Raw genomic sequence first — 21,583 nt, 5'->3', positions numbered from 1 at the left:
CATCGGTCAACCGAAACCATCGCCGGGTATGCACCGCCTACTGAACGGTAGACCAAACGGTCCAGTTCAGTTTTCGGAGGCAACCTACATGCAAGCTCTGACCTATCACGGTAGCAAGGACGTACGCGTCGAGCGCGTACCTGATCCCGTTCTTCAGGCGCCGGACGATGTGATCCTACGCGTAACCGCGACCGCCATCTGCGGTTCGGACCTGCACATGTTCCGCGGCAAGATGCCTGCGATGAAGAGCGGCGACATCCTCGGCCACGAATTCATGGGTATCGTCGAAGAGGCCGGCCCCGCCGTAACCAAGGTTAAAAAAGGCGACCGCGTGATCGTGCCCTTCGTCATTGCTTGCGGAGACTGCTTCTTCTGCGCGATGAACCTGCATGCGGCCTGCGAGACCAGCAACCCCGACCGCGGCGCCATCCTCAATAAGAAATCCATTCCGTCCGGCGCTGCGCTGTTCGGCTTCAGCCACCTGTACGGCGGCATGCCCGGCGGCCAGGCAGAATACGTACGGGTTCCACACGCCAACACGGGCCCGTTCAAGATCCCGGATACGCTCGAAGACGAACAGGTGCTGTTCCTCACCGATATCCTGCCGACAGGCTATCAAGCCGTCCTCAACGCAGGCCTTACCAAAGGCTCGAGCGTAGCTATCTACGGTGCCGGCCCTGTCGGTTTGATGGCAGCGGCATGCGCGCGCATGGTGGGTGCCGAACAGATCTTCATGGTCGACCACCACCCCTATCGCCTGGCGTTTGCCCAACAGACCTACGGCGTTATTCCGATCAATTTCGATGAAGACGACGACCCTGCTGATACGATCATCCGTGCCACACGCGGCCATCGCGGCGTAGACGCGGCAATTGACGCTGTCGGGCTCGAGGCCAAGGGCAGCACGACCGAGACCGTGCTGGCCAACCTCAAGCTGGAAGGTTCGTCCGGCAAGGCCCTGCGCCAGTGCATCGCTGCGGTCAGACGTGGCGGGGCCGTAAGTGTACCGGGCGTCTATGCCGGGCCGATTCACGGATTCCTGTTCGGCGACGCTTTTGACAAGGGCCTGACGTTCAAGATGGGCCAGACGCACGTCCAGAGCTACCTGCCGGACCTGCTGGAGAACATCCAGAACGGCACGCTCAAGCCCGATGTGATCATCAGCCACCGCATGCCGCTTTCCCAGGCCGCCGAAGGCTACAAGATCTTCAATGAGAAACACGACGACTGCCGCAAGGTCGTACTGACGCCAGACAGCGCGCCTAACTTCAAGCCGCAAACGACACTGTCGACCGAGGGTACGCCAGGCGTCTCACCACTGGGCTAAGCCACCCGGTACGACACTCGGAAGGGATAGCGTTCACGCCGCACACGGATGTGCATGCCGGCGCGCTCGCCGAAGCGCACCAGGCGCTGCAGTCGCTCGCCCGTGTCGCGGACGGTACAATGCACGGCCTTCCATCTCTTCCGGTTCCGCCATGTCCTCTTCACCTTCCCAGACCGTTGCCATCATCGGAGGCGGCCCAGCGGGCCTGATGGCGGCCGAGGTCCTGGCGTCGGCTGGCATGGGCGTGGACCTGTACGACGCCATGCCATCCGTTGGGCGCAAGTTCCTGCTGGCCGGCGTGGGCGGCATGAACATCACGCATTCCGAGCCCTACGACGCCTTCGTTTCCCGCTACCGCGAAGCAGCTGATCGTATCGAGCCCATGCTACGTCGTTTCGACGCGGACGCCCTTCGAGCCTGGATTCATGGACTGGGTATCGAAACCTTCGTCGGCACGTCCGGCAGGGTTTTTCCGAGCGACATGAAAGCGGCACCCCTCCTCCGCGCCTGGCTGCGCCGCCTACGCGAACTGGGCGTGCGCATCCATACACGTCACCGCTGGGTGGGCTGGCAGGAAGACGGTACGCTGCGTATCCAGGCACCCAGCCAGCTTATTACGATTACCCCGGCCGCGACCCTCTTCGCGTTGGGAGGCGGCAGCTGGCCGCGCCTGGGTTCGGATGGCCGCTGGGTCGGACCGTTCGAGTCGAAAGGCATCACCGTCGAGCCCCTCGTTCCAAGCAATTGTGGATTCGAAGTCGCGGCATGGAGCGACCTGTTGAAGGGCAAATTCGCCGGTGCTCCGCTGAAGAACGTGTCACTTGCCGTCCCGGGCGAGCCCGTGCGCATTGGTGAGTGCATCCTGACCGAGCACGGCCTCGAAGGTAGCCTGGTCTACGCGCTCTCGGCGCCTATCCGCCAGCAACTTCACGCTAATGGAAAAGCCATCGTTCACCTGGACCTGCTACCCAACCGCGAGCACGCCTGGATCGTCGACGCGCTGACCAAACCGCGCGGCAGCCGCTCGATGAGCAAACACCTGCACACCCAACTCAGACTCGAAGGCGCCAAGGCCGCCTTACTGCGAGAATTGGCGCCCCGTTCCGCGTATGAACAGCCTTCCGTGCTCGCGTCGTGGATTAAGGGGCTGCCCATCGACTTCATCAAGACACGCCCGCTCGAGGAAGCCATCAGCAGTGCGGGCGGCGTGCCCTTTGCTGCGGTGGATGACGGCCTGATGCTAAGCGCCCTGCCCGGCCATTTCTGCGCGGGGGAAATGCTTGACTGGGAAGCCCCTACGGGCGGCTACCTGCTCACATCCTGCTTTGCCAGCGGACGGCACGCGGCCGAGGGCATCTTGAAGTGGCTCGGCGCGGAAGTATCCCCAACCGTGTGAAGCGTTACCGCGGCATCCCGATCATCGCGGTTTCTTCGAAGGCTTCTGCGTTGGCTTTTTGCCGAAACCCGGCATCGCGCGTACGGCCTTGACGGCAGGCTTGGCCGTATCTTCCAGCGCTCCCAGGTGTATCCGGCTACTGGCCCCGGGTATGGTCTTCTGCTTGGGCTTCTTGGGTTTCTTCAGAATCTGCCCACCCACCGCTGTTTGGGGAACGCGGTGATCAGGGATGAAATCAGGTTCATCGCGCCGGGGCAGAACCTGACGGATCAGCGTTTCGATGGCGGCAAGCTGGTCGACCTCATCGGCACACACGAGCGATACGGCCTCACCCTGGCTTCCTGCTCGCCCTGTCCGGCCGATACGGTGCACGTAATCTTCCGGTACGACGGGCAAGTCCAGATTCACCACCAACGGCAGTGACGGAATATCCAGACCGCGCGCCGCGACATCGGTTGCCACGAGGGCGGCCACCTCGCCGCTCTCAAAACGCTGCAAGGCGCGAAGACGCGCGGGCTGGGGCTTGTCGCCATGGATCGCGTCGGCGGCTATACCGGCGGCGGCCAGAGACTCCACGACCTGTTCGGCCCCCTTTCTGGTCTTCACGAAAACAAGCGCCTGCCGCCATCGACGGGTCTGCCACAGGTGTAGGAGGAGTTCTGGCTTCCGCTTCTTGTCGACCGTAACGAGCCACTGTTTCACCGTTTGCGCAGCGGTATTGCGCGGGCTGACTTCGATGGATACCGCATCGTTCAGCACGGCGCCCGCCATCTGGCGAATCACGTCAGAGAACGTCGCAGAGAACAACAGCGTCTGCCGCCGCCTGGGAAGCACACGGAAGATGGCGTCCAGGTCGTTGGCGAAGCCCAGATCGAGCATGCGATCGGCTTCGTCCAGGACCAGTATCTGCAGGCGGCCGAAGCGCACGGCGTTCTGGCGCTGCAGATCGAGAAGGCGGCCTGGCGTCGCCACCATCAGGTCGACCCCCTTGCGCAGCTTCATCATCTGCGGATTGATGCTCACGCCGCCATACGCGACGAGGCTTCGGAACGGAAGATTGCTCGCAAGTGCCTGGATATCACTGTGCACCTGCTCAGCCAACTCGCGAGTCGGAACCAGTATCAGCGCACGTGCCTGGTTGGCGCCCGCCTCGCTGCCTTCCGTCATGAGACGCTGCAGCAGCCCAATACCGAATGCGGCCGTCTTGCCGGTGCCTGTTTGCGCGGCAGCCAGCACGTCCCGCCCCTGAAGAATGGGCGGGATTGCCTTGGCCTGGATGGGGGTGGGCGTCTGGAACGCCAGGGCGTCAATGGCCCGAAGCAGCGGCTCGAGCAGGCCCAGCGAGGCGAAAGTCATGTGCGCAATCCGGTCGGTAGAAGCAAATGCGCAGTGTACCGCAGCCCTGTCAGCAGGACTCTGCGAGTTTCGGGGCCCGCCGCCGCGGCAATCCGATGAGTACGACCGCGCTGACGATCACCACCATGGCAAGCATTTCTTCATAGCCCACATGCTCACCACCAAAGCCAACGCCGAGCATCACCGCAACCACCGGGTTTACGTACGCATAGCTCGTTGCCGCAGCCGGGCGCACATGCTTGAGCAAATACATGTAAGCGCTGAAGGCAACGATCGAACCCAGCACAATCAGATAGAGGAGCGCGAACCAACCCTCGGCGGAAGGCGCCGCGGCCAGCCGCTCGCCAGACAGCAAGCTACCCAACAGCAGCACGGCACCGCCTGCGAGCATCTCGACACCGCTGGCCATAGCGCCCTGCGGCAGTGGAAGATGCTTGCTCCACATCGAGCCGAATGCCCAGCTGGCAGCCGCCATCAGAACGATCACCGCGCCGAGCGGGCTGGATTGAAGGTTCGATCCCAGATTGAGCAGGCCGATGCCGATCAGGCCGAGCACGATGCCTGCCCATTCCATGCCCCGCGTTCGCTGCCCCCAGATCATGCCGAAGAGCAGTGCGAACAGCGGAACAGTCGCGATTGCCAATGCCGCAACGCCGGACGCAACGCCCATGTGTTCCGCCACCGTCACGCCGCCATTGCCGAACGTCAGCAGCAAAATCCCTACGATGGCCCCCGCTCCCCATTGCCGCAGGGTCGGATTTGGCGCACCCCTGAAGCGGCACCATGCGTACAGCAAGGCTCCGGCAATGACGAAGCGGATACCCGCCATCAGCATCGGCGGCCAGGATTCGACACCAACCTTGATGGCGAAATAGGTGGAGCCCCAGATGAAGTACAACGCGAAAAAGGAACCGAGCAGAAGGACAGGATTGGCAGCGGGCATTTCGGGCTCTCGACAGCAGACTGGGCACGCGATAGATCGGCCACGTGCTTGGGCTCATAGTCTAAGCAAGGCCGAGTGCCGCGATTAAGTACAGAAACCGGCTTTCAAAACGGTACAGCCTTCGAAAACACGGTAATGTCGCTGTAGAACTTTCGATTGCACAACGGGACTGTTTCATGGATCGCTACGACCGACAACTGATCGCGGCACTGCTGGAGAATGGACGGGCTTCGTTTGTCGAACTGGCACGCCGGGTCAATTTGTCCCCGCCTGCTGTAGCCGATCGGGTCGCCAAGCTTGAGGCTACGGGTGTCATCAAGGGCTATCACGCCTCGGTCGACCTCGCCAAGCTTGGCCTTCCGATCGAATGTGCCATTGAACTGCGCATCGCCGATCACTCCTCGGCGCGCACGATCGAGGCGCTGGAGAAGATCCCGCAGATCACGCAGTGTCAGCGAATCACGGGCGATGCCTGCGTGCTGATGCGAGCCGCGGTAGGATCGATGGAAGAGCTCGAGCACCTCCTGGATACGCTCAACAGCTACGGCGCCAGCAAGACGTCGATGATCCTCTCGACCTCCTTCGAAAAACGCATTCCGTCCGTCTTGAGCCGGCATGCCGGGAACGGCGATGCGCGCAGCTGATTAAGGCTCGACGTTGCCCCGCACGGTTCAGCCTGCCAACGGCAACACGCCCTTGAGGGCGAGCGCCGCCAACACCAGCAGCAGCAGGCCGCACACGCCATGGCTGACGCGATGCCAGGCTGGTGAACTGGCGCGGCGCAGCCATTCCACGAGTCCGGCACTGACGAAGCAACTGGCGACGGACGCCGTCATGAAGCCGGCAAAGAAGACCATGGTCTGGGACATCGTCGGGGCGTCGCCCACGATGCCGGCCAGCGCACTGCCCAGCGCGCCCCAGTAGACGATGTTCTTGGGATTGGTGATCGAAATGGCGGCCCCGGCGATCAGCGCGTTGCGCGCATGAGGCGCCTGGGAGGCTCCATCCTCAGCGGGCAACGCCCAGGCGTCACGCAGGCTGCGTATGCCCAGCCAGGTCAGATAGGCCGCACACGCCAGCGTGAGCGGCACGCGCACTTCGCCGTGAGTCAGCAACAGGGCGAGCCCCGTCAGCCCGATAATTGCCCACAGCGCATCGCCAAGCAGCGAGCCAACCTGAACCAGCAAGGCGGGGCGAAATCCATGCAAGAGCCCTTGCCTAAGGGTCTCGGCCAACACCGCGCCGGGGGACAGGCAAAAGGCGAAACCGAACAACAGTGCGGAAAGGAACACGGCGAGCATTGGCATGACTTCCAGTGTGTACGGTCCGGATTCTAGCGAAGCCGCCTAGCCTGTACAGCCGGATGTCGCATGCAACGCTGTGGTGCGTCGCGCGCTATAGGCACCTGTAGGCTGCTGTGGTCCAATCCTGCGCCACAACAAAAGCCAGGCCCCCGGCGCTTCGATGTTGCCTGCAGCAGCCTCCGGACGGCCGCCGAGCGAGAATCACATGACTGCCCCCGTGCCCCCTGCCGTAACGACTCCCCCAATGGTCTTCAAGATGGTTGGCGCCGTTGCGCTGGTCCATCTGATCAACGACCTGGTCCAAGCCGTATTGCCTGCGGTCTATCCGTTGCTCAAAACGAACTACGATCTGACTTTCACCCAGGTTGGGCTCATAACCCTGACGTTCCAGATCACCGCTTCGCTGCTGCAGCCCGCCGTAGGCTTCTATACGGATCGTCACCCCAAGCCCTATCTCCTGCCCATGGGAATGACCTGCACCCTTATCGGCATCGTGATGCTGGCAATGGTCGGCAGCTTCGGCGCGTTACTGGTGGCCGCAGGCCTGATCGGCATCGGCTCGTCGGCCTTTCACCCCGAAGCATCGCGCGTCGCGAGGATGGCGTCCGGTGGCAAGTTCGGGCTCGCACAGTCGACGTTCCAGGTGGGCGGCAACACGGGATCGGCGCTTGGCCCCCTGTTGGCAGCTGCCATAGTCGTGCCGTTCGGGCAGAGCCATGTCGCCTGGTTCGGGCTGTTCACCGTGGTCGCCATCGCCATCCTGTATCGCGTCAGCCGCTGGTACGAGGCGAACATCGATCGCTTTCGCCGTGGCGGCAAGCACGAGCGCGAGACCGGCCTCAGCCGCCGCACCGTCCAGGGGGCCCTGGTGGTGCTCGCGGTGCTCGTGTTCTCGAAGTACTTCTACATGGCGAGCCTGACCAGCTACTACACCTTCTACCTGATCGAACGCTTCGACCTGTCGGTCGCCACGTCTCAGCTCTACCTCTTCCTGTTCCTGGGGTCGGTCGCCGCGGGTACGTTTCTCGGCGGCCCGATCGGCGATCGCATCGGGCGCAAGGCCGTCATCTGGTTCTCGATCCTGGGCGCAGCGCCGTTCACCCTTGCGCTGCCCTACGTGGACCTCTTCTGGACGGCAGTGCTGACGGTGTGCATAGGCTTCATCCTGTCATCCGCGTTCTCGGCCATCGTCGTGTACGCGCAGGAGCTGGTACCCGGCAACGTAGGCATGATCGCAGGCATCTTCTTTGGATTGATGTTCGGGTTCGGCGGGATTGCGGCGGCCTATCTCGGGCACCTGGCCGATCTTTACGGGATCGTTCACGTGTATTGGCTGTGCTCGTTCCTGCCCCTGCTCGGCATCCTGACGGTACTGCTGCCAGACACCCGTAAGGCGCGCCCGGCTATTTGAGCAGGCCGCCTTCGATCGGCACGTAGGCGTCGGCCGCGCGGATAAGGGAATGGGCGGTAAGGCCAGGGGCGCCATAGACGGTCGACTCGGTGCCGTAGCGGGTCCGGATACGGTCCAGCAGCATGTCAAAGTCGCCGTCGCCCGATAGGAGAACGACTTCGTCGACATCGCTCGCTGCCTCGAACATGTCCAGCGTAATGCCCACGTCCCAGTCGCCCTTGGCCGAGCCATCGCTGCGCTGGATGTAAGGCTTGAGCTTCACCTCGAATCCCAGGTTACGCAGGATCTGCTGAAACTGTCGCTGCTTGGGATCGCCGCGCTCGGTGGCATAGGCCACCGCCTGAACGATGTTTCCTCTCGAGGACACTTCGCGCCAGAGCGCCGAGTAATCGAAATGCCGGCCATGGACCTGGCGTGTGCTGTAGTAGACGTTCTGAACGTCAGCAAACAACGCGATACGTTTCACAAAACCTCGTCTCGACCCAAAGCAACGCAGTATAGGCGATTGGGTTCGTCGGGGTCGGACCCGATACCGGGCAGCCTCCGGCCGCCCGGAGATTGGGTCAGCCGTCAGATGAAGCTGTCGTCATCACCAAAGACGTCGCCACCGTCACCGAAATCGGCGTCGTCATAGCTTGCTTCCTGGAAACCGCCGCCGCCCTGGTCGGCGAAATCCTGCCCGACGTCGGCGTTGGCAAAGTCCGCGTCCTGGGCGCCCGTGTCAGCCGGCGTCTCGTTGATCACATTAACGATCTCTTCGGGCTGGGAATGTTCGAACATGTTCATCAGCATGTTGCCCAGTACCACGCCCCCCGCCACGCCAGCGGCCGTCTGTAGCGCGCCGCCGAGAAAGCCGCCTGCCCGGGAACCGCCTGCATTCATGCCCATGCCCATCGGTGCCCCTGCGCCGCCGGTTGGCGCACCGAAGCCCCTCGCCGCATCGGACCTCGTACCCGGCTCGTTCCAGCCTCGCGAAATCGGAGCCTGACGCGAGGGCTCACGCTGCCCTGTGCCGAACAACCCGGCCAGGAAGCCGCCACTGCTCTGCGCCGGCTGTTGCTGGGCCTGTTTCGCCTGCGACTCGAGTTCACGCACACGCTGCTCGAGCTGCTTGAGTGCTGCTTCCTGAATGAGAATGACCTGGGCCATGTAGTACGGCGCAGCCGGCTGCTGCCCGATGTGATCGGCAATGGCCCGTTCCGCTTGGGCGTCGCGCGGTGTGGATCGCCGCTCGGCTTCCTTGAGACGGGAAAACAGACCATCGATCAACTGCTGCTCTTGAGATTGCATGACAATGCCTCGCACGGACAGAAACACGTGATCTATTAGTGGCGGCCCAAACCGCCGATTTCAATAAGGGCGCACAATCGGTAGTGTCTCGCCATATGTCGCTCCACTGCGCGGCACATGGCGCGATGGACGAAGGCTCGGCAGAAGACCTCGAAACGAAGGAGCGCTATCCGATACACGACGCGTTGTCGCGCATCGCTCGACAATGGACAGCAACGGAACGCAAGGATCACCCGTGAAGATCGACACCGCCCTGATCGTCATCGATATGCAGCGTGGCATACAGCAGTGGGACGGCCGCCCGCGCAATAACCCTGACGCCGCGCAACGCATCCTGGAGCTGCTTCAGACCTGGCGACTCGCGGACGGGCCTGTCGTGCATGTTCGGCACGTCTCGCGCGACCCCCATTCCACATTTGCGCCCGGGCAGGACGGTGCATTGTTCCACCCTGGCCTGGAGCCCCTGCCCCACGAAGCGGTGTTCGAAAAGAATGTGACAGATGCTTTTGCTCACACCGGGCTCGAACGGTGGCTTCGTGTGCGAGGTCTCACTCGCATCGCTCTGACCGGTGTTGCAACGGAGAACTCGGTCGAATCCACCGCCCGCGCCGCAGGTTGCCTTGGGTTCAAGACCTGGGTTGTCGATGATGCCTGCTTCACGTTCGCGAAATCGGACTACCGAGGGCGCGCCCGTTCGGCTCAAGAGGTCCATGACATGGCCTTGGCGAACCTGAATGGCGAGTTTGCACAAGTGACCGACTGTCGGGGACTATTACAGGTCTGCTTTCCCTCCACGCATTGCCTGTAGGCGCTGACCGGGCGCTCGCGGTAAAGTGGCAATGTGACATTATATTTCTGCCGATAAAAAATGAACCCACTTCGTCTTTACCGTGATGCCTGGTATTTCGCCAGCCAAAATCTATTGGCCATCGCCCTGCTTTGCCTACCGTTCATTGCGCTGGAATGCGCCCTACAACGTGCCCTCGCCGAGTGGTTCGACCACGAAACGCCGCCGGTGTATTCCGTTCTGCTCTCTTTGGTCATCTACCCTCTATACAGCGGTGCGCTTATCCTGTTCATGGAAGCCCGGACACGAGGCGAGCTGCCATCTGCCGGCGCGCTCTGGCGCGTCAGTGCGAGCATGTGGCCGCGGCTCGGGCTGCTGGTCGGTATTTCTACCCTGCTGATCATGCTTGGGTTGACGCTATTCATTCTGCCCGCGCTCTGGGTCATGACACGGCTCGCGTTCGCCGAATACGTCGTGGTCATCGATGGCCAGACGCCGCTTCAAGCGATGCGCGACAGCTATGAACTCAGCCGGGGCTACTTCTGGGTGATCTTCGTATGCCTCATGACGGTGATGGTGCCGATGTGGGCGATCGACCTGTGGCTGGCTGGTACCGGCGACCAACCCCGGATGGATGCCGTTGGCGAAATCCTCACGGGCACGGTCGCCGGGTTCATCCAGCTTTTCAGCAGCATCGTGATGTATCGGCTTTACATGCTCCGGCAGGAAAAGCTCGGCACCAAAAGGTAGCGGCACGGGTAGGCGACGCGGCGCTCTAGCCGATCGGGAGTTGATCGTCATCTGGACGCCGTTCCGCCTGGGGGCTTGCGCGATGCCTCTCGCAAGCCCCCTAAAATGGGTCCTATCGCTCGATGCTCGGGCGCCTGAGGAAACCCGTGCTCGAACTGCTGGCCGCAAGCCAGACTCACCTGCCCAGACCGGGAGCACTGCCATTACCCGCATCACGGACGAAACCCTGGCGCGTCCTTAGCGTTGGCTGACCTCGAATTGCCCACTCAATGCAGCCAAGCGCTGAATGGCTTCGCGCAGCTCGCGGCTACCCTCACCTAAACACTCGGACTCAGCCACGTTTCGTTCGGCAATCGATCGCATGTCCTCGAGGTAATGGTTGATTTCCGCGCTTGCGGTCGCCTGCTGATGCGTAGCGGTCGCGATGCGCTCGTTCATTTGCGAGATCGTATTGATCTCACTCGCGACCGATGTAAGCAAATCCGCTGTACGTATGCTGTCCGCCGCGCAACGACTCACCCCGATGCGGCTCTCATTCATCGCTGCAGCTGCCTGACGGCTGGTCTGCTGCAGGCGGGCAATGATGGCCTGGATTTCCGACGTCGAAGTGGCGGTCTTCTGAGCCAGGTTTCGGACCTCATCGGCAACGACGGCAAAGCCTCGGCCCTGTTCGCCGGCGCGAGCAGCCTCAATAGCGGCGTTGAGCGCCAACAGATTGGTCTGGTCAGCAATCGAGCGAATGACGTCCAGCACGGTGCCAATCTGCTCGGACTCCTCGGCCAGCGCACGAACATCGCGATCGGTGCCGTCTATATTCCTGGCCAGCTGTTCGATTTCGCTGCGTATGTGCCCAACCGCTGCGCTACCCTCGTTGGAGCGAGCATTCACGCCCTTGGCCGTGAGCGCCGCCTGATCGGCGTGCTCGGCTACGTGATCGATGGCACTCACCATGTGCTGGATAGCCTCGCTCATGCTACGGCCTTTATCCAATTGCTCGCTCGCACCGGCGCCTAGCGTCTGGGTTGTGCCTCCTACAGCCTGGCCGATCGTAACCAGCGTCCCGCTCTCCTTGACGACCTCGCTGACAAGTCGCTCGAGCACCGAAAGCACATCATTGAACTGAGCCGCCAGCGGCCCCACCGGCTCGCCACGATACGTCAGGTCGATCGTACCCCCGGGTCGGGTCAGATGCTGCGCCGCGTCCAGAAGCGCTGCGCCCTCCTGCCCCTCGGAACGGGCCTGCTGTGCCATGTAGACCAGGATGGCCGTCTCCACCACAACGTACAGGGCATGCAGGAAGATCGTCGCCCAACTCCCTTCGTGCACAACGTGGACGGGGAGCGAAGTCGCGTGCTCAAGTGCAAAAAATGCGATGTGATGGACGGCAATAACCGCAGCTGCAACAACGATAGGAAGCCAGTCCCGGTAGTAAAGCAGAAAGGCGAGCAGGACGAAGATGCCGAAGTGCATCTCCGCAAGCCCCTCACTCTGGTTGATATGCAATGCGGAGAGCGTCATGAAGGCGGCCGCAACCACGCAGCGAAAAAGGCGCGTACCCGCCAAAAACGAACGCAATACGGTCATCAGGATCGCAATACCCAAACCTACGACTACAGCCTGGGTCAACGTTGCATAGACGACCCCAAGTGCGAGTGCCGCAAACGCCATCAACCAGATGACATAGAGCATGATTCGATCGGCCAGCAGATAGTGCTGCCTCAGCCTGTCGGGACTTTTTACCATTGCCGTTTCCTCACTAACGCGTTCGTCCCGAACGTAATGCATCCAATGATCTGTCATCTCCCGTGCACCGAAGGGTGCCGGGGCAGTGCTCGGTCGTTCTGTAGGGACCAGCCGCTATATCGACATATCGTTGCGGGGCTTGAGGCCAAGGTGCGTGATGTACACCGCCCGCGCAGACAAACGGACAGCCCGCTATTCCCTTGGAAACGGTATGGGTGGGGGTAGCGGCAGACGTGCTTGGACAGCTTGATCGTCCGCCGCATGCCTGCCTGCTATCTACGAGGCTTCGCCCTCGACGTCGGCTCAGCAATCAACGGGTCGTCGGGCCAGTAATGCTTCGGGTAACGCCCCTTCAGATCCTTCTTCACCTCGGCATAGGTGGACGCCCAAAAGCTCGCAAGGTCTTGAGTGACCTGAACCGGGCGCTGCGCCGGTGACAATAGGTGTAATTTGAGTGGTACACGCCCTTCTGCGATACGCGGCGTGTCCGGAAGTCCGAACAGCTCCTGCAGACGCACCGCCAGTACCGGCGGGCTTTCGCTGTAGTCGATACGTATGCGCGAGCCTGAAGGCACGTCGATGGAGACCGGTGCCAACGCGTCCAGCCGAGTGGGCAATGGCCATGGCAAGGTGCCCTGGAGAATGGCCCCCAGGTCGAGCCCGGCGAAGTGGGACATGCGCCGCACGCCGTTCAGATAGGGCGCCAGCCAATCTTCCAGGTCGTTCAGCAGCGCCTCGTCGCTGAGGTCTGGCCATTCACTCGGTTTACCCGCGTCCAGATCGAGCGAGCGCAGAAATGCAATCCGCGCCTGCCATTGGCGAATAGCGGGTGTCCAGGGCAACAGGTTCAGGCCTTTGCGTCGTACGAAGCGCAACAGTGCGCCGGTACGGGCCTGCTCATCGATGGTGTCAAGGGGTTCACGCGCCAGGATGAGCGCACCGATACGGCGCTGGCGCTCGGCGCGCATAACACCTTCCCGTTCATCCCAGTCCAGCTCGTCCATGCGTGTGACCTGCTCGGCCAGCAGCGTTTCGAACAACGCCACGTCCAGTGGCGCTGCGAGGTGAATCAGCTCTTCGCGGTGGCCGTGGCGGCTGCCGAGGCCCGCGATGACAAGCCATTCATGTTTCATCAGCCCGTCGGACTCCGCAAACAGCGCCGCCCGGCCATTCGACAGGCGATATTCCGCGCCGCCTGGCCGTCGTTGCTGTGCGATGCGATCGGGGTAGGCCAGCGCCAGCAGAAGACCGGGCCAGCGAGTGTCATGCATCTCACCGATCGGCTTCCCCGCCGCGCCGCGTAGCGATCCTCGGAACTGCCGGGCCATCTGCCGGATACGCTGAACCGCGCCACGGTTCGCGGCGGCCCCGTCTCGCTCTCCGCCCACGTAATCCAGCCTTCGATGGAGATCAGCGCAACCCCCGCGCAGGATGTCGCGCTCGCTCAGGAGCGCAGCGATGTCGCAGCCCAACGCATCCAGGCCGAACGCCCGCGCCTTGAGCAGCATATGCGCGAGCCGGGGATGGGCGGCCAGCCCAGCCATTGCCTGTCCGTGGGAGGTGATACGCCCGCCATCCAAAGCGCCTAAGCGGGTCAGCAGGTCGCGGGCTTGCGCCATTGCCGCCCCAGGCGGCTGATCGAGCCAGGACAGCTCGTCCGCTTCGACACCCCAGCGTGCCAGTTGCAGCGCGAGCCCACAAAGATCGGCCTGGAGGATTTCGGGTGCACCGTGCGCAGGCAGACCTTCATGTTGCTCCTCGGACCAGAGTCGGTAGCATACGCCCGGCTCCAACCGGCCTGCCCGCCCCGCGCGCTGCGTCGCTGATGCACGGGAGATACGCTGGGTGTCGAGCCGGGTCATGCCGCTACCCGGATCGAAGCGGGGTACACGTGCCAACCCTGCATCCACCACGACGCGAATACCTTCGATGGTAAGGCTGGTTTCGGCAATGTTCGTCGCCAGCACGACCTTGCGTATCCCATCCGGCGCCGGTTCGATTGCCGCACGCTGGGTTTGGAGGTCGAGATCGCCATGCAGCGGGCACACCCGCGTATTGGATACATTGCCCAGAGCGCCCTCAAGCGCCTGCTGCACACGGCGGATCTCCGCCTGGCCGGGCAGGAACACCAGTACGCTACCGGTTTCCTCATCCAGTGCCTGAAGAATAGTGTCGACGACCCGCGGCTCCACCCGATCACCCGGCAGTAAACGCCGCCCCCAGCGCACCTCAACGGGGTAGGCCCGTCCTTCGCTGCGAACCACCGGCGCGTCATCGAGCAACATCGAAAGCCGCTCGCCCTCAAGCGTGGCCGACATCACAAGAACCTTGAGCGGCAGGCCGTCGCGTAACAGCGCCCGGCCATTGAGCGTAAGGGCGAGCGCAAGGTCCGCGTCCAGGTTTCGTTCGTGGAACTCATCGAAAATGACCAACCCGACGCCCTCGAGGGCCGGATCGTCCTGCAGCCGGCGGGTGAGGATGCCTTCCGTCACAACTTCGATGCGTGTCGTCGGCCCGACCCGGCTGTCGAGGCGAATGCGGTAGCCCACCGTTTCCCCTACCTGCTCCCCGCGTTCGGACGCCAGCCGCTCGGCTGCTGCACGCGCCGCCAGCCGCCGAGGTTCGAGCATGAGAATCGTCTGCCCGGCGAGCCATGGGGCATCCAGCAGCGCAAGCGGCACACGCGTCGTCTTGCCCGCCCCTGGTGGCGCTTCGAGGACGACGTTATCGGCTCGTGACAGAGCCTCACGCAGCGGCGGCAAGGCGGCATCGATGGGCAGCGCGTTCATGGCATCTCCTGAAAACGGCCGCGATTATAGCGGCGAACAGTAGGCCGATTGATGCGGTCTTAGCGATGCATGAATTGCCATTTGCCACTTGCTATAGTGGCGCATACATCACACAGGAGGTGCCTGGATGGGCATGCGATCTCGCGTTATCGGCGGCAGTCTGGCCGTTGTGCTGGTTACCCAACTCAGTGCGTGTGGCACGATCTTCTATCCCGACCGCCGCGGCCAGATCGAGGGTAAGGTCGACCCGGTCATCGTCGCCCTGGATGCCATCGGTATCCTCTTCTACGTCATCCCCGGACTGATCGCGCTTGGCGTCGACTTCGCAACTGGCGCGATTTACCTACCGGGCGGCCAGAGTTACTCCGTAGCGCCCGAGACGCTCAAGGAAACCATCGGCGAAAACGGCGAGGTGGACCGCGCCAAGCTCAAGGCACTGATTGAGCGCGAGACGGGCCACAGCCTGCCGCTGACCGATCCGCGCCTGATTCAGCACAACGGCAGTGTTCAGCAGTTGGCTGCCTACGGTCTGCGCCCAGCCGCGTGATCCCTTCCTGATGAAACCCGCCGAGCAGCATCACGCCAGGCTCCTGCGCCTGGCGACGCGGGCGGCGCTGGCCACTGCGCTGTTTCTCGTCATCATCAAGGCGATTGCCTGGTGGACCAGCGGCTCGGTGAGCCTGCTGGCCGGACTGACCGATTCGCTACTGGACAGCGCAGCCTCGCTGCTCAACCTCATCGCAGTGCACTACGCACTGCGCCCAGCGGACGATGATCACCGCTATGGTCACGGCAAGGCGGAAGCACTGGCCGGGCTGGGTCAGGCCCTGTTCATCGGCGCCAGTGCCGTGCTGGTCGGACTGCAGGCGATCGAACGACTGGCCGATCCACAGCCTGTCGGCACGACGGGCCTCGGCATTGGCGTGATGATCGTTTCGCTTCTGCTCACCATCGCCCTGCTGCGCTTTCAGCATCACGTCGTCAAGGTGACGGGTTCGACCGCGATCCGGGCGGACTCTCTGCACTATCGCTCCGACCTGCTGCTCAACACGGGCATACTCGTCGCGTTGGTTCTGACGGCCATGGGGTGGTGGCGGAGCGATGCCGTAATCGGCCTGGCGATTGCCTTCTACATCCTCTACAGCGCATTCGGCATTGTGCGCGAGGCGGGCTCGGTACTCATGGACCGTGAGCTGCCTTCGGATGTCAGCGACCGCATGCACGCCCTGGCCTGCGAAGTGGACGGCGTGCTCGATGCCCATGACCTGCGTACGCGCATGTCAGGAGCCCACTGGTTCGTACAGCTCCACATCGAATTGCCCGGCGAGTTGTCGCTGACCGAAGCGCACACATGTTGCGTCGCGGTCGAGAACGCGATCATCGAAGCATTCCCGCAAGCCGAGGTGCTTGTTCACGCCGACCCGGACGGTGTCCGGGAACCATCACGCCGGACTGCTGAACCGCTACGCTGAGTGTCTGCTCCAAATCATTGAATACGATGAAGAGATAACCATGACTGCGCTGCCGTTTCAGGCAAGCAGGGCCAGGTGGTCGGCGAGATCTGTGCCAGCGAGGATGGACAACCGTAACGCTGCCCGACGGGATACGTGAGCCGTTGTCCTTGGACGAGGCCCTATCACGGACGCGGGAATCAAAGTAGGCGCCATAACGCAAAAGGGGGACGGTCATTACAGACCGTCCCCCTTTTGCGTGGTTGTCCTGTCAGCGTCGATCGTGTCGTCGCGTCATTGCCGCCCGCCTGATTGAGCGGTGCGCGCCCGGGCCTTGCAACCCTGTAGGGCTGGAAGGCCCCGATCGCCTGGTTGGGCCGATCGGGTCGGACATCTCGTCCGGGCCATCGAATGAGTACAGGCTACGCCGGGTGTCGCGACGATTGCTTGCTAATGTCGCCCAGGACACGCATTCTTGCGCAACGATTCACCAATCCGGTGCCGAAATACGCAACCCAGGATCAATGGAATGGAAAAGCTCGATCGCTACGACCTCAGAATCCTTGCCGAACTGCAAAAAGATGCTCGCATCTCCAATCAGGAGCTCGCCGAACGTATCGGCCTGTCCCCGTCTCCCTGTTCGCGTCGGGTTCGCCAGCTAGAAGACGAAGGCTATATCAGTCGACAGGTAGCCCTGCTGGACCGCAAGAAGCTCGGCCTGAGCCTGACGGCATATGTACTTATCGGCATGGATCGCCACACGCCGGAACGCTTCGAGCATTTCCAAAGCATCATCCTCAAACGGCCCGAAGTGGTGGAATGTTGCCTGGTAACAGGTATGGACGCCGACTACCAACTCAAGGTCGTCGTGCCCGACATGGACCACTACCAGAAGCTGCTGTTGGGCCACCTGACACGCATCGAAGGTGTCGCCAGCATCCGTTCCAGTTTCGTGCTCAATCAGGTGCTCGCAAGCACGGAACTTCCGCTGGAGCACCTTCAAGGCTGATCAGGCTTGGTTAGTTCACTCGCGAGGTATTCGAGAAACTGTTCGATGGCCGGAGAACTGCGCTCCGGCTTGCGGCGCAGAAGGCCAATCGCCCGTGAAGACGCGATAGGCAGGGGCTCTATCACCAGGCCATTGGCGACGTTGAATGTGTCGGCGCAGCTGGCCGGCAGGAGTGTGAACCCCAGCCCCGCGCGCGCCAGCGAGGCAGCCGTGCTCATGTAGGCCACCTCCCAGGCGGGCGGCTCAGCGTGACCCAGCGCCGCGAGCGCGGCATCCGCCAGCGGCCGAATCGATGTATCGGCCGCCAGTGCAATGTAGGGAAGCGTCTTGATCGAAGCCGCAGGCCGGACCATGACCAACCCGTCGTCGAACAACGGGGTAAAGCTCAGCCCTGACAGGTCATCCGGACATGAACTCAAGCCCACGTCCACTTCACCGCTGACCACCCAGGCCCTGACCTCCCCTGCCCGGCCGTCACGAAGGTCAATCTGAATGCCGGGATGCGCTCGGGTGAACGCCGAAATCCGCCGCGGCAAAAAGGCGGCAGCGGCAGACGGCAGAGCGGCCAGGCGCACTCGTCCCCGGCTCAGGTTGCGCTGCGCATCCGCCTCACGGAGCGCATCGTCCAGGCCGCGCAATAGCTGCCGGGCCTGCGGGAGAAACTCTTCCCCAGCCGCGGTCAGCTCCACACTTCGGGTGTTGCGCGCCAACAACGCAACGCCGACCGCTTCCTCAAGCTTACGAATCACATAGCTCAAGGAGGGCTGCGACAGGTGTAGCTGCTCAGCGGTACGGGTGAAGCTGCGGGTTTCTGCGGCCAGTACGAACGCACGCAGCTGGCGGAAACTGATATCCATACTGTTATAGAAAATCTGAATAGGTTGTTCGTTTATTTAAAATTCTCAAATCAATGGCGGTATCGCAAGCTGGCAGCACATTCCTGATACGAACCCTAGCCATGACAACAACAATTCATGTCGGCTGCGGTGCCGGATTTGCCAATGACAGACCCGATGCCGCGCGCGCACTTGCAGAGGATCTCGCCAGCCGGCAGGGCCAGCGCTACCTGATGTTCGAACTACTTGCCGAGCGCACATTGGCCGAAGCGCAGATGCGTAGGCTGACGGACCCGGATCAAGGCTACGCCAGCCGCCTGTTCGACTTCCTCGAGCCCGTTCTGCCCATCTGCTTGAGTGCGGGCATCCCGATCATCACCAATGGCGGTGCCGCCAATCCACGTGCCGCAGCGGTCAGACTTCGCAAGCATTTGGCCGAAGGGCCACATGCCGGCGCCCGGATCGCCTGCGTGTTGGGCGATGATTTGCTTTCCCGCAAGAACGAACACTGGATACCGCACCCCGAAGACGACCGCGATGTTGTCTCCGTCAATGTCTACATTGGGGCGGATGGCATCGTCGACGCACTCTCCGATGGCGCTGATATCGTCCTTTGCGGGCGTGTCGCTGACCCCTCGCTCGCGGTAGGCGCCATCCGCCACGGCCTGGGCTGGTCGGCGCATGACTGGGACCGTATGGCCATCGCCACGGCCGCCGGGCACCTGCTGGAATGCTGCACCCAGGTCACGGGCGGCTACTTTGCCCACCCATCGATCAAGGACGTTCCAGACCTCGCGAACCTGGGCTGCCCGATCGCGGAAATCAGCGATGACGGTACGCTGGTAATCGGCAAGACGGCCAACACTGGTGGCTGTGTAAACGTGCGGACAGTCCGCGAGCAGCTGCTTTACGAGGTCCATGACCCGGCAGCCTACTTGACGCCCGATGTGGTCATGGACCTGAGCGAAGCCACCGCCGAACCGGTCGGCCCAGACCGTGTCGCCATTCGAGGCATCCGAGGCAGCGCGCAGCCCGAAACGCTCAAGGGCTTGATGGGCCTTCGCGGCCTGTGGTTCGGCGAAGGCGAAATCTCCTACGCGGGCCCAGGCGCACTTGCCCGCGCGCGTCTGGCCCGGGACATTCTGCTCGAGCGCTTCGGCCGCCTGGCCCCAGGGGTGGCGCCCTGGATCGACCTTTCCGGCGTCGCCAGCCTTTTCAACGACCAGCACGGTCGCTATCTGGATCGCGCACTCCAATCGGCACCCGAAATGGACGATGTCCGCCTGCGTGTGGGCCTGGTGCACGTAGACAGGACGCTCATCGACGCGCTGCTGCAGGACGTCGAGTCCCTCTACACCAACGGCCCGGCAGGCGGAGGCGGTGTCCGGCGCCATGTGAGCGAAGCGCTCGGCACGCAGAATTTCCTGCTTCCCCGCGAGGCCATCACAACGACAGTGGAGTGGTTCTGATGAACGAGCACATCCTGTTGGCTGACTACGCCCATGCGCGAGCTGGCGACAAGGGCAACATCCTGAGCGTCGCGGTATTCCCGCTGGATGACGCCCACTACGACTGGCTGGCCCGCGAACTGACCGAGGCGCGAGTGGCGGAGCATTTTGCACACCGGCGGCCGACCTGCGTTCGTCGCTACGAGGCACCCGGCCTCAAGGCGCTCAACTTCGTACTCCATGACGCGCTGGAGGGCGGTGTGAACCGCAGCCCTGGCCTGGACAGGCACGGCAAGAGCCTGAGCTACCTGCTGCTGTCGATGAGGCTGCCGCGTCCCTGACTGTCGCTGTTCGACCTTTGCCTATAACAACAACATCGAGGCTTACACATGATTACCGCCCTAGGCTTCATCATGATGCTCGCCATCATCGCGCTGATTCTGGTTCGCCGGATCAGCCCACTGGTGGCCTTCATCACGTTCCCCATCATCGCGTGTCTACTCGCCGGCTTCGGCCTCGAGCAGATCAGCGGCTTCATCAAGACCGGCCTTACGACCGTTGCGCCCACGGCCGTCCTGTTCATCTTTGCCATTCTCTATTTCGGGCTGATGCGTGACCGAGGCCTGTTCGATCCGCTGGTCAACAGCCTTATCCGATGGACCCGGGGTCGCCCGCTGGCCGTGACCCTGGCGACCGTCGCGGTGACCTTCGTCGTCCATCTGGATGGTGTAGGTGCCGCCACCTTCCTGCTGGTCATTCCGGCACTGCTGCCGCTGTATCAACGCTTGCAGATCAGCCCGCTGGTGCTGGCCACCCTCGTAGGCACAACCGCCGGTGTCTGCAACATGGTGCCGTGGGGCGGAACCACTGCGCGCGCAGCCGCAGCGACCGGCATCGATCCGACGCAACTCTGGCTGCACCTCATTCCTGTGCAACTGGTCGGCTTCGCCTGCATGCTCGGTATCGCTGCCTGGATGGGTATTCGCGCACAGCGGCAGCGTCCCGCCTCGCTTGGCGCAGCCGCCGTGGGCGATCTTGCCGCACCCGATCCCAAGCCTTTCGCCTTGGGCACGAATGACTGGCGGTACTGGGCGAACGTCGCGCTGACCGTCGCGATCCTTGCGTGCCTTTTCACCGGGGCGTTGCCGCTCCATGTGAGCTTCATGATCGGCCTGGCCATCGCGCTACCGCTCAACTTCCGCTCCTTGGACCAGCAGGCCGAACGCCTCAAGGCACACGCCAATGATGCGATGCAAATGACGTTGGTGATGTTCGCCGCCGGTATCCTGCTAGGCGTCCTGTCCGGCGCGAAGATGTCCGAAGGCATGGCATTGGCCCTGATCGACTTCCTGCCCGCCGGGGCAGCGCAATACCTGCACCTGATCGTGGGGGCCTTTGGCGTTCCGCTGGGCATGCTGTTCTCGCCTGATGCCTACTACTTCGCGCTGCTGCCCGTGATCCGGGACATCGCCGTGACAGCCGGTGTGCCGGTGGAAGCCGTCGCACGGGCCATGCTGATCGGCGAAAACACCGGCTTTGCGATCAGTCCGGTCGTGCCCAGCGTTTACCTGCTGATCACGCTCGCGGGGGTTGAGCTACGCTCCCACATCCGCAACACCTTTCTGTGGGCATGGGGCGTGAGCCTCGTAATGCTTGTGTTCGCGGTTGTGACCGGCGTCATCGCCTTCTGACGAACTTCCCCTGCAGGATGGCATAACGACGATGGCGGACCGCATTCCTGCG

At 62.6% G+C, this 21,583-nt stretch carries 20 protein-coding genes; 12 read left to right on the top strand and 8 right to left on the bottom strand.

The annotated features are described in order from the left end of the window. The first annotated feature begins 88 nt into the window (after positions 1 to 88). Positions 89 to 1,327, top strand: coding sequence for a zinc-dependent alcohol dehydrogenase (locus ACY8D3_RS02485; RefSeq protein ID WP_462381449.1), 1,239 nt, complete (start codon positions 89 to 91; stop codon positions 1,325 to 1,327). Between the two features lie 151 nt (positions 1,328 to 1,478). Next, a complete protein-coding gene (locus tag ACY8D3_RS02480) occupies positions 1,479 to 2,723 on the top strand; it encodes a TIGR03862 family flavoprotein (protein WP_462381448.1) in 1,245 nt (414 codons plus the stop codon). Between the two features lie 21 nt (positions 2,724 to 2,744). Here ACY8D3_RS02480 and ACY8D3_RS02475 read toward each other — a convergent pair whose 3' ends face one another. Next, positions 2,745 to 4,079, bottom strand: a complete 1,335-nt coding sequence (locus tag ACY8D3_RS02475) for a DEAD/DEAH box helicase (RefSeq protein WP_462381447.1) — start codon at positions 4,077 to 4,079, stop codon at positions 2,745 to 2,747. Between the two features lie 49 nt (positions 4,080 to 4,128). Continuing rightward, positions 4,129 to 5,022, bottom strand: a complete 894-nt coding sequence (gene yedA / locus ACY8D3_RS02470) for a drug/metabolite exporter YedA (protein WP_462381446.1) — start codon at positions 5,020 to 5,022, stop codon at positions 4,129 to 4,131. A gap of 176 nt (positions 5,023 to 5,198) precedes the next feature. On the opposite strand from yedA, the gene ACY8D3_RS02465 reads away from it, so the two are divergent. Continuing rightward, a complete protein-coding gene (locus ACY8D3_RS02465) occupies positions 5,199 to 5,666 on the top strand; it encodes an Lrp/AsnC family transcriptional regulator (protein WP_462381445.1) in 468 nt (155 codons plus the stop codon). 27 nt (positions 5,667 to 5,693) lie between these two features. Here the strand turns inward: ACY8D3_RS02465 and ACY8D3_RS02460 are convergent, their stop codons facing one another. Beyond that, on the bottom strand, positions 5,694 to 6,323 hold the full coding sequence (locus ACY8D3_RS02460; RefSeq protein ID WP_462381444.1) for a LysE family transporter: 630 nt from the start codon (positions 6,321 to 6,323) through the stop codon (positions 5,694 to 5,696). A gap of 208 nt (positions 6,324 to 6,531) precedes the next feature. On the opposite strand from ACY8D3_RS02460, the gene ACY8D3_RS02455 reads away from it, so the two are divergent. Next, positions 6,532 to 7,737, top strand: a complete 1,206-nt coding sequence (locus ACY8D3_RS02455; RefSeq protein ID WP_462381443.1) for an MFS transporter — start codon at positions 6,532 to 6,534, stop codon at positions 7,735 to 7,737. Here ACY8D3_RS02455 and ACY8D3_RS02450 read toward each other — a convergent pair. Both ACY8D3_RS02450 and ACY8D3_RS02445 read right to left on the bottom strand, forming a co-directional pair. Further along, positions 7,730 to 8,203, bottom strand: coding sequence for a LabA-like NYN domain-containing protein (locus ACY8D3_RS02450; protein WP_462381442.1), 474 nt, complete (start codon positions 8,201 to 8,203; stop codon positions 7,730 to 7,732). The genes ACY8D3_RS02455 and ACY8D3_RS02450 overlap by 8 nt on opposite strands. A gap of 104 nt (positions 8,204 to 8,307) precedes the next feature. Further along, positions 8,308 to 9,027 carry a DUF2076 domain-containing protein gene (locus tag ACY8D3_RS02445; RefSeq protein WP_462381441.1) on the bottom strand — a complete coding sequence of 240 codons (720 nt, stop codon included), beginning with the start codon at positions 9,025 to 9,027 and terminating at the stop codon, positions 8,308 to 8,310. 205 nt (positions 9,028 to 9,232) lie between these two features. Here ACY8D3_RS02445 and ACY8D3_RS02440 point away from each other — a divergent pair, with 205 nt between their 5' ends. Further along, positions 9,233 to 9,835: a cysteine hydrolase family protein gene (locus ACY8D3_RS02440; protein WP_462381440.1), complete on the top strand. Its 603-nt coding sequence runs from the start codon at positions 9,233 to 9,235 to the stop codon at positions 9,833 to 9,835. Positions 9,836 to 9,895: 60 nt separating this feature from the next. After that, positions 9,896 to 10,564 (top strand): YciC family protein, encoded by a 669-nt coding sequence (locus ACY8D3_RS02435; protein WP_462381439.1) that lies wholly within the window; start codon positions 9,896 to 9,898, stop codon positions 10,562 to 10,564. Positions 10,565 to 10,801: 237 nt separating this feature from the next. On the opposite strand, the gene ACY8D3_RS02430 is transcribed toward ACY8D3_RS02435, so the two are convergent. Beyond that, complete coding sequence (locus ACY8D3_RS02430) at positions 10,802 to 12,307, bottom strand: methyl-accepting chemotaxis protein (RefSeq protein ID WP_462381438.1); 1,506 nt, start codon at positions 12,305 to 12,307, stop codon at positions 10,802 to 10,804. A 272-nt stretch (positions 12,308 to 12,579) separates the two neighbouring features. Continuing rightward, complete coding sequence (gene hrpB, locus ACY8D3_RS02425) at positions 12,580 to 15,096, bottom strand: ATP-dependent helicase HrpB (protein ID WP_462381437.1); 2,517 nt, start codon at positions 15,094 to 15,096, stop codon at positions 12,580 to 12,582. 127 nt (positions 15,097 to 15,223) lie between these two features. Here hrpB and ACY8D3_RS02420 point away from each other — a divergent pair, with 127 nt between their 5' ends. From ACY8D3_RS02420 to ACY8D3_RS02410, 3 genes are all read left to right on the top strand, one after another. Continuing rightward, complete coding sequence (locus tag ACY8D3_RS02420) at positions 15,224 to 15,643, top strand: polyribonucleotide nucleotidyltransferase (protein ID WP_462381436.1); 420 nt, start codon at positions 15,224 to 15,226, stop codon at positions 15,641 to 15,643. 10 nt (positions 15,644 to 15,653) lie between these two features. Then, complete coding sequence (locus ACY8D3_RS02415) at positions 15,654 to 16,568, top strand: cation diffusion facilitator family transporter (protein WP_462384205.1); 915 nt, start codon at positions 15,654 to 15,656, stop codon at positions 16,566 to 16,568. Positions 16,569 to 17,076: 508 nt separating this feature from the next. Further along, entirely contained in the window at positions 17,077 to 17,556 is a 480-nt protein-coding gene (locus ACY8D3_RS02410; RefSeq protein ID WP_462381435.1) for an Lrp/AsnC family transcriptional regulator, read from the top strand. On the opposite strand, the gene ACY8D3_RS02405 is transcribed toward ACY8D3_RS02410, so the two are convergent. Beyond that, a complete protein-coding gene (locus tag ACY8D3_RS02405; RefSeq protein WP_462381434.1) occupies positions 17,547 to 18,413 on the bottom strand; it encodes a LysR family transcriptional regulator in 867 nt (288 codons plus the stop codon). The two genes, ACY8D3_RS02410 and ACY8D3_RS02405, sit on opposite strands and share 10 nt — an antisense overlap. Positions 18,414 to 18,514: 101 nt before the next feature. On the opposite strand from ACY8D3_RS02405, the gene ACY8D3_RS02400 reads away from it, so the two are divergent. The 3 genes from ACY8D3_RS02400 to ACY8D3_RS02390 are packed head-to-tail and all read left to right on the top strand — an operon-like array spanning position 18,515 to position 21,531. Next, positions 18,515 to 19,861, top strand: a complete 1,347-nt coding sequence (locus ACY8D3_RS02400; protein WP_462381433.1) for an acyclic terpene utilization AtuA family protein — start codon at positions 18,515 to 18,517, stop codon at positions 19,859 to 19,861. After that, positions 19,861 to 20,181 (top strand): AtuA-related protein, encoded by a 321-nt coding sequence (locus ACY8D3_RS02395; protein WP_462381432.1) that lies wholly within the window; start codon positions 19,861 to 19,863, stop codon positions 20,179 to 20,181. Before ACY8D3_RS02400 ends, ACY8D3_RS02395 begins: the two co-directional genes overlap by 1 nt. Before the next feature lie 48 nt (positions 20,182 to 20,229). Continuing rightward, positions 20,230 to 21,531 carry a CitMHS family transporter gene (locus ACY8D3_RS02390; RefSeq protein ID WP_462381431.1) on the top strand — a complete coding sequence of 434 codons (1,302 nt, stop codon included), beginning with the start codon at positions 20,230 to 20,232 and terminating at the stop codon, positions 21,529 to 21,531. The last annotated feature ends 52 nt before the right edge of the window (positions 21,532 to 21,583 follow it).

The organism is Pseudomonas sp. Marseille-QA0892, from assembly GCF_054950135.1.
Note: the sequence above shows the minus strand (reverse complement) of the source record. Positions and strands in the feature narration are given on the sequence as shown.

Coding starts and splice junctions, on each gene's coding strand:
- ACY8D3_RS02415 (WP_462384205.1), top strand. CDS start 15,654: ATGAAACCCGCCGAGCAGCATCACGCCAGGCTCCTGCGCCTGGCGACG.
- ACY8D3_RS02405 (WP_462381434.1), bottom strand. CDS start 18,413: ATGGATATCAGTTTCCGCCAGCTGCGTGCGTTCGTACTGGCCGCAGAA.
- ACY8D3_RS02390 (WP_462381431.1), top strand. CDS start 20,230: ATGATTACCGCCCTAGGCTTCATCATGATGCTCGCCATCATCGCGCTG.
- ACY8D3_RS02485 (WP_462381449.1), top strand. CDS start 89: ATGCAAGCTCTGACCTATCACGGTAGCAAGGACGTACGCGTCGAGCGC.
- ACY8D3_RS02430 (WP_462381438.1), bottom strand. CDS start 12,307: ATGGTAAAAAGTCCCGACAGGCTGAGGCAGCACTATCTGCTGGCCGAT.
- ACY8D3_RS02475 (WP_462381447.1), bottom strand. CDS start 4,079: ATGACTTTCGCCTCGCTGGGCCTGCTCGAGCCGCTGCTTCGGGCCATT.
- ACY8D3_RS02400 (WP_462381433.1), top strand. CDS start 18,515: ATGACAACAACAATTCATGTCGGCTGCGGTGCCGGATTTGCCAATGAC.
- ACY8D3_RS02445 (WP_462381441.1), bottom strand. CDS start 9,027: ATGCAATCTCAAGAGCAGCAGTTGATCGATGGTCTGTTTTCCCGTCTC.
- hrpB (WP_462381437.1), bottom strand. CDS start 15,096: ATGAACGCGCTGCCCATCGATGCCGCCTTGCCGCCGCTGCGTGAGGCT.
- ACY8D3_RS02455 (WP_462381443.1), top strand. CDS start 6,532: ATGACTGCCCCCGTGCCCCCTGCCGTAACGACTCCCCCAATGGTCTTC.
- ACY8D3_RS02480 (WP_462381448.1), top strand. CDS start 1,479: ATGTCCTCTTCACCTTCCCAGACCGTTGCCATCATCGGAGGCGGCCCA.
- ACY8D3_RS02460 (WP_462381444.1), bottom strand. CDS start 6,323: ATGCTCGCCGTGTTCCTTTCCGCACTGTTGTTCGGTTTCGCCTTTTGC.
- ACY8D3_RS02435 (WP_462381439.1), top strand. CDS start 9,896: ATGAACCCACTTCGTCTTTACCGTGATGCCTGGTATTTCGCCAGCCAA.
- ACY8D3_RS02410 (WP_462381435.1), top strand. CDS start 17,077: ATGGAAAAGCTCGATCGCTACGACCTCAGAATCCTTGCCGAACTGCAA.
- ACY8D3_RS02420 (WP_462381436.1), top strand. CDS start 15,224: ATGGGCATGCGATCTCGCGTTATCGGCGGCAGTCTGGCCGTTGTGCTG.
- ACY8D3_RS02395 (WP_462381432.1), top strand. CDS start 19,861: ATGAACGAGCACATCCTGTTGGCTGACTACGCCCATGCGCGAGCTGGC.
- yedA (WP_462381446.1), bottom strand. CDS start 5,022: ATGCCCGCTGCCAATCCTGTCCTTCTGCTCGGTTCCTTTTTCGCGTTG.
- ACY8D3_RS02440 (WP_462381440.1), top strand. CDS start 9,233: ATGGACAGCAACGGAACGCAAGGATCACCCGTGAAGATCGACACCGCC.
- ACY8D3_RS02465 (WP_462381445.1), top strand. CDS start 5,199: ATGGATCGCTACGACCGACAACTGATCGCGGCACTGCTGGAGAATGGA.